5 protein-coding genes and 11 tRNA genes are annotated in these 7,583 nt (G+C 42.0%); all 16 read right to left on the bottom strand.

Features of this window, described 5'->3' with window-relative positions:
• Window positions 1–286 precede the first annotated feature (286 nt).
• Window positions 287–1,465: a LysM domain-containing protein gene (locus HT715_RS02715; protein ID WP_054393247.1), complete on the bottom strand. Its 1,179-nt coding sequence runs from the start codon at window positions 1,463–1,465 to the stop codon at window positions 287–289.
• 159 nt (window positions 1,466–1,624) lie between these two features.
• Window positions 1,625–2,251: an HAD family hydrolase gene (locus tag HT715_RS02710; protein WP_138706286.1), complete on the bottom strand. Its 627-nt coding sequence runs from the start codon at window positions 2,249–2,251 to the stop codon at window positions 1,625–1,627.
• Between the two features lie 3 nt (window positions 2,252–2,254).
• Complete coding sequence (locus HT715_RS02705) at window positions 2,255–3,535, bottom strand: MATE family efflux transporter (RefSeq protein ID WP_119947241.1); 1,281 nt, start codon at window positions 3,533–3,535, stop codon at window positions 2,255–2,257.
• 60 nt (window positions 3,536–3,595) lie between these two features.
• Window positions 3,596–5,080: a threonine synthase gene (thrC, locus tag HT715_RS02700; RefSeq protein WP_138706587.1), complete on the bottom strand. Its 1,485-nt coding sequence runs from the start codon at window positions 5,078–5,080 to the stop codon at window positions 3,596–3,598.
• 76 nt (window positions 5,081–5,156) lie between these two features.
• Window positions 5,157–6,434 (bottom strand): glutamyl-tRNA synthetase, encoded by a 1,278-nt coding sequence (locus HT715_RS02695; RefSeq protein ID WP_050223658.1) that lies wholly within the window; start codon window positions 6,432–6,434, stop codon window positions 5,157–5,159.
• Window positions 6,435–6,540: 106 nt separating this feature from the next.
• Window positions 6,541–6,624, bottom strand: a tRNA-Leu gene (locus HT715_RS02690).
• A 9-nt stretch (window positions 6,625–6,633) separates the two neighbouring features.
• A tRNA-Gln gene (locus HT715_RS02685) sits at window positions 6,634–6,705 on the bottom strand.
• A 13-nt stretch (window positions 6,706–6,718) separates the two neighbouring features.
• A tRNA-His gene (locus tag HT715_RS02680) sits at window positions 6,719–6,791 on the bottom strand.
• Window positions 6,792–6,805: 14 nt separating this feature from the next.
• Window positions 6,806–6,876: transfer RNA gene (locus tag HT715_RS02675), tRNA-Trp, on the bottom strand.
• A gap of 4 nt (window positions 6,877–6,880) precedes the next feature.
• A tRNA-Tyr gene (locus HT715_RS02670) sits at window positions 6,881–6,961 on the bottom strand.
• Between the two features lie 12 nt (window positions 6,962–6,973).
• A tRNA-Phe gene (locus tag HT715_RS02665) sits at window positions 6,974–7,046 on the bottom strand.
• A 3-nt stretch (window positions 7,047–7,049) separates the two neighbouring features.
• A tRNA-Met gene (locus HT715_RS02660) sits at window positions 7,050–7,123 on the bottom strand.
• Window positions 7,124–7,133: 10 nt separating this feature from the next.
• A tRNA-Ser gene (locus HT715_RS02655) sits at window positions 7,134–7,223 on the bottom strand.
• Between the two features lie 82 nt (window positions 7,224–7,305).
• Window positions 7,306–7,379, bottom strand: a tRNA-Ile gene (locus HT715_RS02650).
• A 33-nt stretch (window positions 7,380–7,412) separates the two neighbouring features.
• Window positions 7,413–7,483: transfer RNA gene (locus HT715_RS02645), tRNA-Gly, on the bottom strand.
• Between the two features lie 5 nt (window positions 7,484–7,488).
• Window positions 7,489–7,561, bottom strand: a tRNA-Val gene (locus HT715_RS02640).
• Window positions 7,562–7,583: the final 22 nt, after the last annotated feature.

Below are 7,583 nucleotides of genomic sequence, written 5' to 3'. Positions count from 1 at the left end.
TTTGAAAACAATTGAGTATAAAGTAAAATAGATTGCAAGAATGTTGCTTGAATCATTACAAGACAGAAACTTCCCATCTTCCATTCAAATTGATACTCAATGAAAATCAAAGAGTAAACTAGAAAGCTAGTCGCAGGTTGCTCAAAGCACAGCTTTGAGGTTTCAGATAAAACTGACGTGGTTTGAAGAGATTTTCGAAGAGTATGACAAATAAAAAACGAACAAGACCTACTTCCTATCACGAAAGCTAGATCTCATTCGTCAAAATGATATTACCAAGTCTGGTTTATCCATTCATTGAAACGTGAACATGGTCATAGTGGTTTTCTGTCACACTACCGCGGTCTGGCATTGGATTCCAAGTGTTAGCTGGCCCATATTTGCTATCGAATGGAGCATAGAAACGTTGTTTCCAGATGATGTAACTAATGCCGCGGCTGGCCATATTTTGAATAGCGTATTCCGCAATCTTATCCCCTAGTTCTGAGCTTTCTGGTACAATAAAGTCAATAGCCAAACCTTTTCCGTGATCTCCACTGTCTCCTGGACGGTAACCACTAAAGAATGTGATGCCAAACAAGTTGGCAATTTCTTCTTTAAAGGCAGCCGTTTGTGGTTGAAGGCCTGCATTTTCAGATTTCGCTACTGCAAGTCCAGCATAATCAGGCGCAGCTGGAGCTGTGTAAGTTGTTGAAACTATCTTCGTCTCTTCTGGTTGATAAGTAGAAACTGTTGGTGTAGCTCCATTTGATGATGCTACTTCTTTTGCTTCTGAACTTGTTGCAGTTGTTTCAGGAGCTTTTTCTTCTACTGGTGTTGTAGTTGCTTCTACTGCTGATTCAGCTTGAGTGCTTGCTTGAGTTTCATCTTTCTCAGCTGGAGTCATTGCCTGAGGAGCTGCTTCTGCAACTGCACTACTTGTTTCGGCTGTTTGCTCCTCTGGGACAGAAGTTCCTGTAGATGGTGTCACTTCTTCTGTAGCAGTCACTGTCTCTGTAACTTCTGAATTTGATGAGACTTCTTTTGGCGCTTCTGCAATTGGTTGAGAAAGATCTGCAACTTGAACAGTTTGATCATCTACAGTCACTTGATTGGTTGTCAAATCTGCTGTCGCAGTTGTCACTTCTTCATTAGAGTCTGCTTGGGGTGTTTGGATTTCAACTTCCGTTACTTCTTCTACTTCATTGACAGTCGTTGTCAAAACAGTTTCTGGGAAAATCAAGTCCATATTAGTGATTTTATTCAAATTCGCAAGAACTGTGACATCTACACCCAAGGCTTCTGCAATTGTGCTCAAGGTATCACCATACTGTACTGTATAACTTGTTTTGTTGTCCGTTTTAGTCAAATCATTTTGGATTTGCTCAACACTACGTGCAGTCCAAAGAACTTCTTCTGCTTGAGTTGCCAATACTGGGGCAAATGACAAGGCTACTGTTGAAGCTAATAATATTCTTTTCTTCATTCTTTCCTATTCCTTTCAAATGAATACCTGTCTATCATAACACAAAAAGAGCAGAAAAAAAGCCCTCTCGGGCCTATTTAACAGAACTGTCTGTTCCTTGTAACAAACTCGGTTACTTGAAACAGTTTGTTAGGTCTCTGTCACAAAACTGACACAATCTTATCGTTCCCAATCCCCAAAAATGTAAGGAATATCTGCTAACCCTTGAATCCTGTGATTTCCTTCATAAGTCGACTCTAAAAAGTTGATACTTTGAATCCCACTATTCTGGGCAAATTCCACATCCAGAGTCCGATCCCCTATATAATAAGTAGTATCATGATTCAACTGATACTTGTCTATCAGATAGTTAGCCGCTTCTGGACTAGGTTTACGCGCAAAGCCATTCTGACTGGTTAAAATCTCTGTAAAATAAGATTCCAAACCCAAGTCTCTGAGAATGGTAAAAGCATTGTCCCCCTTATGAGTGTAAACAAACTGCTGAATTCCTGATTCGTCTGCCCAAGCTAGCACATCACGCGCACCTGGCATCAAAACTACTTGAGTATTCTTCTCAGCCAAACTCTGGGCACGCACCTGATTTAGCACTTCCACATCCAGATTTCTATCTTCTGCCACCCGTACAAGCAAATCTTGCACCGAATACTTGAGGATAAACTCTCTCACCTGCTCCTTATCATAAGGAATAGCAAACTGAGCAAAAGTTTCCTCAATTCCTGACAAAATCGCTTCGTAAGAGTCCAATAAAGTCCCGTCTAAATCCCAAATAAAAGCTGTTTTTTGCATTTCCTATCCTTTCAAGCTCATATAGCGCTGGTAACGATAGCGTAGAAATAACCAGCGAAAACCATTATCCAAGAGAGTCCCTGCCCAAATACCAGACAAGCCCCAACCAAAAACAATCCCCATCAGATACCCTGTTCCAATGCGGATACACCACATTCCTATACTTGTCGCATAGAAGGGAAGCCGAGCATTGCCCAAACCCTGCCAGACTGCTGTATAGATGACTGTTCCTATCGTCATAGGGATTCCAAGTAGTGAAAAAAGTGTCACTAGAACACTAGCCTCCACCGCTAGAGAATTAGTTGTATAGAGATGAGTTAGTGGTATACCCAAAGCATAGATACTGAAGGTCAAGGGCAACATGAGGACCAGAGAGAGCCAAAAGGTTTGCTTGCTCAAACTAGCGACTCTTTTCCAATCATCTTCTCCAACCGCTCGAGCCACTTGCATGACTGTTGCTGTAGCCACACCAAAGGCAGGCATATAGTTAAACTGGGTCAAAACTTCCCCGACTGCATTTCCAGCCACTGCCTCTGTCCCGAAAGACACAACCAAGGCAATGATTACTACATCTCCAGCCCGCATCATAAGTCGCTCTCCAGCTGCTGGTATTGCCAAAGTCAGTAAGTCTTTATCCAGTCCAAAAGTTGGCCTCGCATAAGGAAGTTTTAATTGTAACCACAAAATCACAAGACCGACCAAACGAGACAGAATAGTCCCCCAAGCAACACCAGCTATTCCCATATCTAGAACAAAAATAGCTAGACTGGAAAAGAGAATATTCAAGGCATTGGATAAAAAACTAACATAGAGGGGCAGACGTGGATTATGCGTTGCACGAATCAAGGCTCCCAGACTAGTCATCAACCCCAAGAGCACAATCGACCCTCCTACCAAAGATAGGTAGAGTCCACCACTCTCAGCTACATCTCTCTCCGTCCCCAAAAGTCCTATCATCTCTTTCCCAGCGAAGATGGACAAAGCTCCTAAAAGGAAACTTAATAGTAAGGTAATCTTCAAGGCCTCAGTCACATGATAGGCTAGCTTAGACTGATCCTTCTGCCCCAAACTTTTTGAAATAACACTGGAAATAGCAGCTCCCAGAGCGATGAAAATCGCCTGATAAATCGTAATAATATTACCAGCTACTGATACACCCGAAATAGCTATCAAGCCCAAGTGGGCTACCAGATAACTGTCCACCATCCCCATGAGCATCTGCAAAAAGTTTTCGCCCATAGCTGGCAAGGCAATATTAAGAATGTCTTTATTTTTCTTAAACAATCCTTCCTCCTGATGAAAAGAAACTCAGTTGGTTTCCCAACCGAGTTTACTCCCTCTGTCTTAAAGTCCTAGATAAGCCTCAACCGCTGCTTGCATATCAGTAGCTGCCACTGTTGTCTTGTGACGAACAGGAGCTGTTTCAAGGCCATCAACTGCTGGTGGCACTGCAACGCCTGAGATTTCATGTAATTGAGCCAAGGCTTCAAAGTCAGTCAAGCCAACTTTCCCAGTTACAGCTTCTACTGCAACCACTGGGAACTTGTATGGACTAGCTGTTGATGCAATCACTGTCTTAGTCGCATCGCCAGTAGCAGCTTGGTATTTCTTATAAACTGCTGAGGCAACCGCTGTATGTGGATCCTCGATATAAGAATCTGACTCATAAACACGTTTGATTTCTGCCGCTGTTTCTTCCTCAGTTGCATATTCAGCCGCAAAGAGGTGCAGAATCTCAGCATCAAAGTCTGTCAACTCATATTGTCCTTGCTTGTTCAAGGCATTCATGAGTTCAGCTGTTTTAACCGCATCATTCCCCAAAAGATGGAAAATCAAACGCTCTAAGTTTGAAGATACCAAAATATCCATAGATGGACTAGTTGTTACCTTAAACTCACGTTTCTTATCGTAAACACGTGTCTTGAAAAAGTCTGTCAAAACATTGTTGTCATTTGAAGCACAGATCAATTTGCCAACTGGGAGACCAATTTGCTTAGCATAAAAGGCAGCCAAGATATTTCCAAAGTTTCCTGTTGGTACTGTGAAGTTGACCTTATCACCAGCCACAATCTCACCAGTCTTAACCAACTGAGCATAGGCATAAACATAATAAACAATCTGTGGCACCAGACGACCAATGTTCATAGAGTTTGCAGATGAAAATTGCAACTTGTTGGCCGCTAATCTTTCACGAAGAGCCCCATCGTTAAACATATGCTTCACATTTGTTTGGGCATCATCAAAGTTACCATCTATTGCGATAACATGAGTATTACCACCAGTCTGAGTGGTCATTTGCAACTCTTGTACCTTGCTGACACCATCCTTTGGATAAAAGACAATAATCTCAGTACCAGGCACATCCGCAAACCCCGCCATAGCAGCTTTCCCCGTGTCACCAGATGTCGCTGTTAAGATGACAATCTTGTTCACCAAACCATGCTTCTTAGCAGCTGTTGTCATAAAGTATGGCAAAATAGACAAGGCCATATCCTTAAAGGCAATCGTTGAACCATGGAACAGTTCCAAATTGTATTGACCGTCTAATTTCACCAAAGGCGCTATAGCTGGAGTATCAAATTTACTATCGTAGGCATTGTTGATACAGTAGTCCAACTCTTCAGCTGTAAAGTCATCTAAAAATGCTGACAAAACAATCTTAGCAACTTCCTGATAAGAAGCAGCTTTCAATTTGTCAAAGTCCAAATCTACCTTTGGATAAGTAACCGGTGTAAACAAACCGCCGTCCGTCGCCAAACCTTGCAAAATAGCTTGGCTAGCAGTTACTGTATTGTTGGCATCACGCGTTGATTGATAAACTAATGTCATTACTCTCTATCCTTTATCTATAGTCTCTTCCATTATATCATGATTTTTCAGAAAATTCTCCCTTTAGTAAGAGAAATTATAGGCTCAATTCTTCTTTCAAAGGCTGTAGGTAGGTCATTTCTTTCTTATTTCTCATCTTCAGTCCTTCCTCGGCTAGCAGGAGTAAGTCTTTGGAAAATCCAATAATCGCAGTTTCTTCCTGATCTGTAAGCTTTTTCTTAGAAAATTGTCGTCTTAAAAATTTATAATTTCGCCCAAATTCTTTAAAGAAAGGTGCTGTTTCTAAGTAAGCTTCTAACTTATCTAAATTAACTAATAATCCCAAGTGAAAGGCAGCAGAAGCGAAGGTTTTATCTAGAGGCTGAGTACACACACTACGAAACTCAACTGTTCCTCGAGTCGTTAAGTCTTGGTACTGGTAACTACGATGAGTTTCAAAATCCTTCTCTTGAGGGTAAATAAGAATCTCATCCCCATTAAGAGCATATGCTTGGATTTCAGATGTAGCCAAATAGTCCCTAGCCTGAATGGGATAAAAATAATAGGTTTGTCCATCACGTTCCGCAGTAAAAATCGCAGAATGATCGAGATAGTCAAAAAAATCATCTTCATCATCAAAAAGTCTAGTATTAACCCCAACATTCTCTGGATAGATGCCATGCATCGATTCTTCCCAGAAGATGTCCCTTGAAATTTTTGTATCCCAATCCGCACCTGTAAACTCAGAATTGGCAAATACATAAGCCTTAGCCGCTTCAATTTGAGTAAAAGCATTAATCACCCGCAAGTAGTTGGTTTTTGAAATATCCAGCTGAACCTGGCTCCCACAGATAAAAGTACCATATTCAGGGAAATGATGTAAATCTGATTTAATAATATTTCTACTCAAATTCAAATAATCCATCAACATCTGATAGCGTGGATAAGCCACTGGACAGTTCTCATTCTTATCCCAGTTAGGATGAATGCCACAGCCAACAATAGCATGATTTGATTCACTTAATTTTCTCTGAATTACATTCATATAATTATTAAAACGATTCTCTACCTCTTGAATCTCTTTAACCTTACCAAACGCAAATTCAATCGTAGTATAGGAAACTTCAAACAAAATAGCATCCTGACTTATCGGATCTACTAACTGGATCAGATTGCCAAAATCATCTACCTTTGCTACGGTGAGATCCAAAGTAGAAACTAAATAATGAAATAGATCCTTTATAACTTCAACATCTGTAGCATCCCCTTCTAAACTTGCAACAGGATACTCCAACTCAATTCCGACAAACAATTCAGGATTTTCTTTAATATTTTTCAAATACCGATGTTTTAATAAATCGATAGAACAAGACATACTCCCCTACACTTTCTTAATCTAAATAAAATTTGAATAACTACTATTATACCAAAAATAATACAAAAAAGGAACGAAGATTAACTACGTTCCTAACGCTATACTATACCGGCGGCCGGGGTCGAACCGGCACGTCCTTGCGGACACTGGATTTTGAGTCCAGCGCGTCTGCCAATTCCGCCACGCCGGCAAATAGTAACTGGGGTAGCTGGATTCGAACCAACGCATGAGGGAGTCAAAGTCCCTTGCCTTACCGCTTGGCTATACCCCAATAATATAAAATAGGCGAGTGATGGGGATCGAACCCACGCATGCCAGAGCCACAATCTGGTGTGTTAACCACTTCACCACACCCGCCATAATTCTATTAACACGGGCAGTAGGAATTGAACCCACACTGAAGGTTTTGGAGACCTTAGTTCTACCTTTAAACTATGCCCGTAAAATGGAAGGGGAGGGATTCGAACCCCCGAACCCGAAGGAGCGGATTTACAGTCCGCCGCGTTTAGCCTCTTCGCTACCCTTCCAAAATATATAAATGGCGCGAGACGGAATCGAACCGCCGACACATGGAGCTTCAATCCATTGCTCTACCAACTGAGCTACCGAGCCTTATTGCGGGAGCAGGATTTGAACCTACGACCTTCGGGTTATGAGCCCGACGAGCTACCGAGCTGCTCCATCCCGCGTTAATATAAAAGGAGGATGTGGGATTCGAACCCACGCACGCTTTTACACGCCTGACGGTTTTCAAGACCGTTCCCTTCAGCCGGACTTGGGTAATCCTCCAAAATAGTTTATACGGGAACAAACCCGTGTCCTCTTAGTGAAAAGATAATGTTTCAATTCTCTAGTAATGGACTAAACACTATGGGCACGAGTGGACTCGAACCACCGACCTCACGCTTATCAGGCGTGCGCTCTAACCACCTGAGCTACGCGCCCAAGTTAAAACTTGGTACAAAGAACAAAGTTCAAAGCGGGTGACGAGAATCGAACTCGCGACAACAGCTTGGAAGGCTGTAGTTTTACCACTAAACTACACCCGCTAAAATGGGAGTTAACGGGATCGAACCGCTGACCCTCTGCTTGTAAGGCAGATGCTCTCCCAGCTGAGCTAAACTCCCTAGAGCTAAGCGACTTCCCTAT

This window comes from Streptococcus sp. 4155 (assembly GCF_013276695.1).
GTDB classification, from domain to species: domain Bacteria; phylum Bacillota; class Bacilli; order Lactobacillales; family Streptococcaceae; genus Streptococcus; species Streptococcus pseudopneumoniae.
Note: the sequence above shows the minus strand (reverse complement) of the source record. Positions and strands in the feature narration are given on the sequence as shown.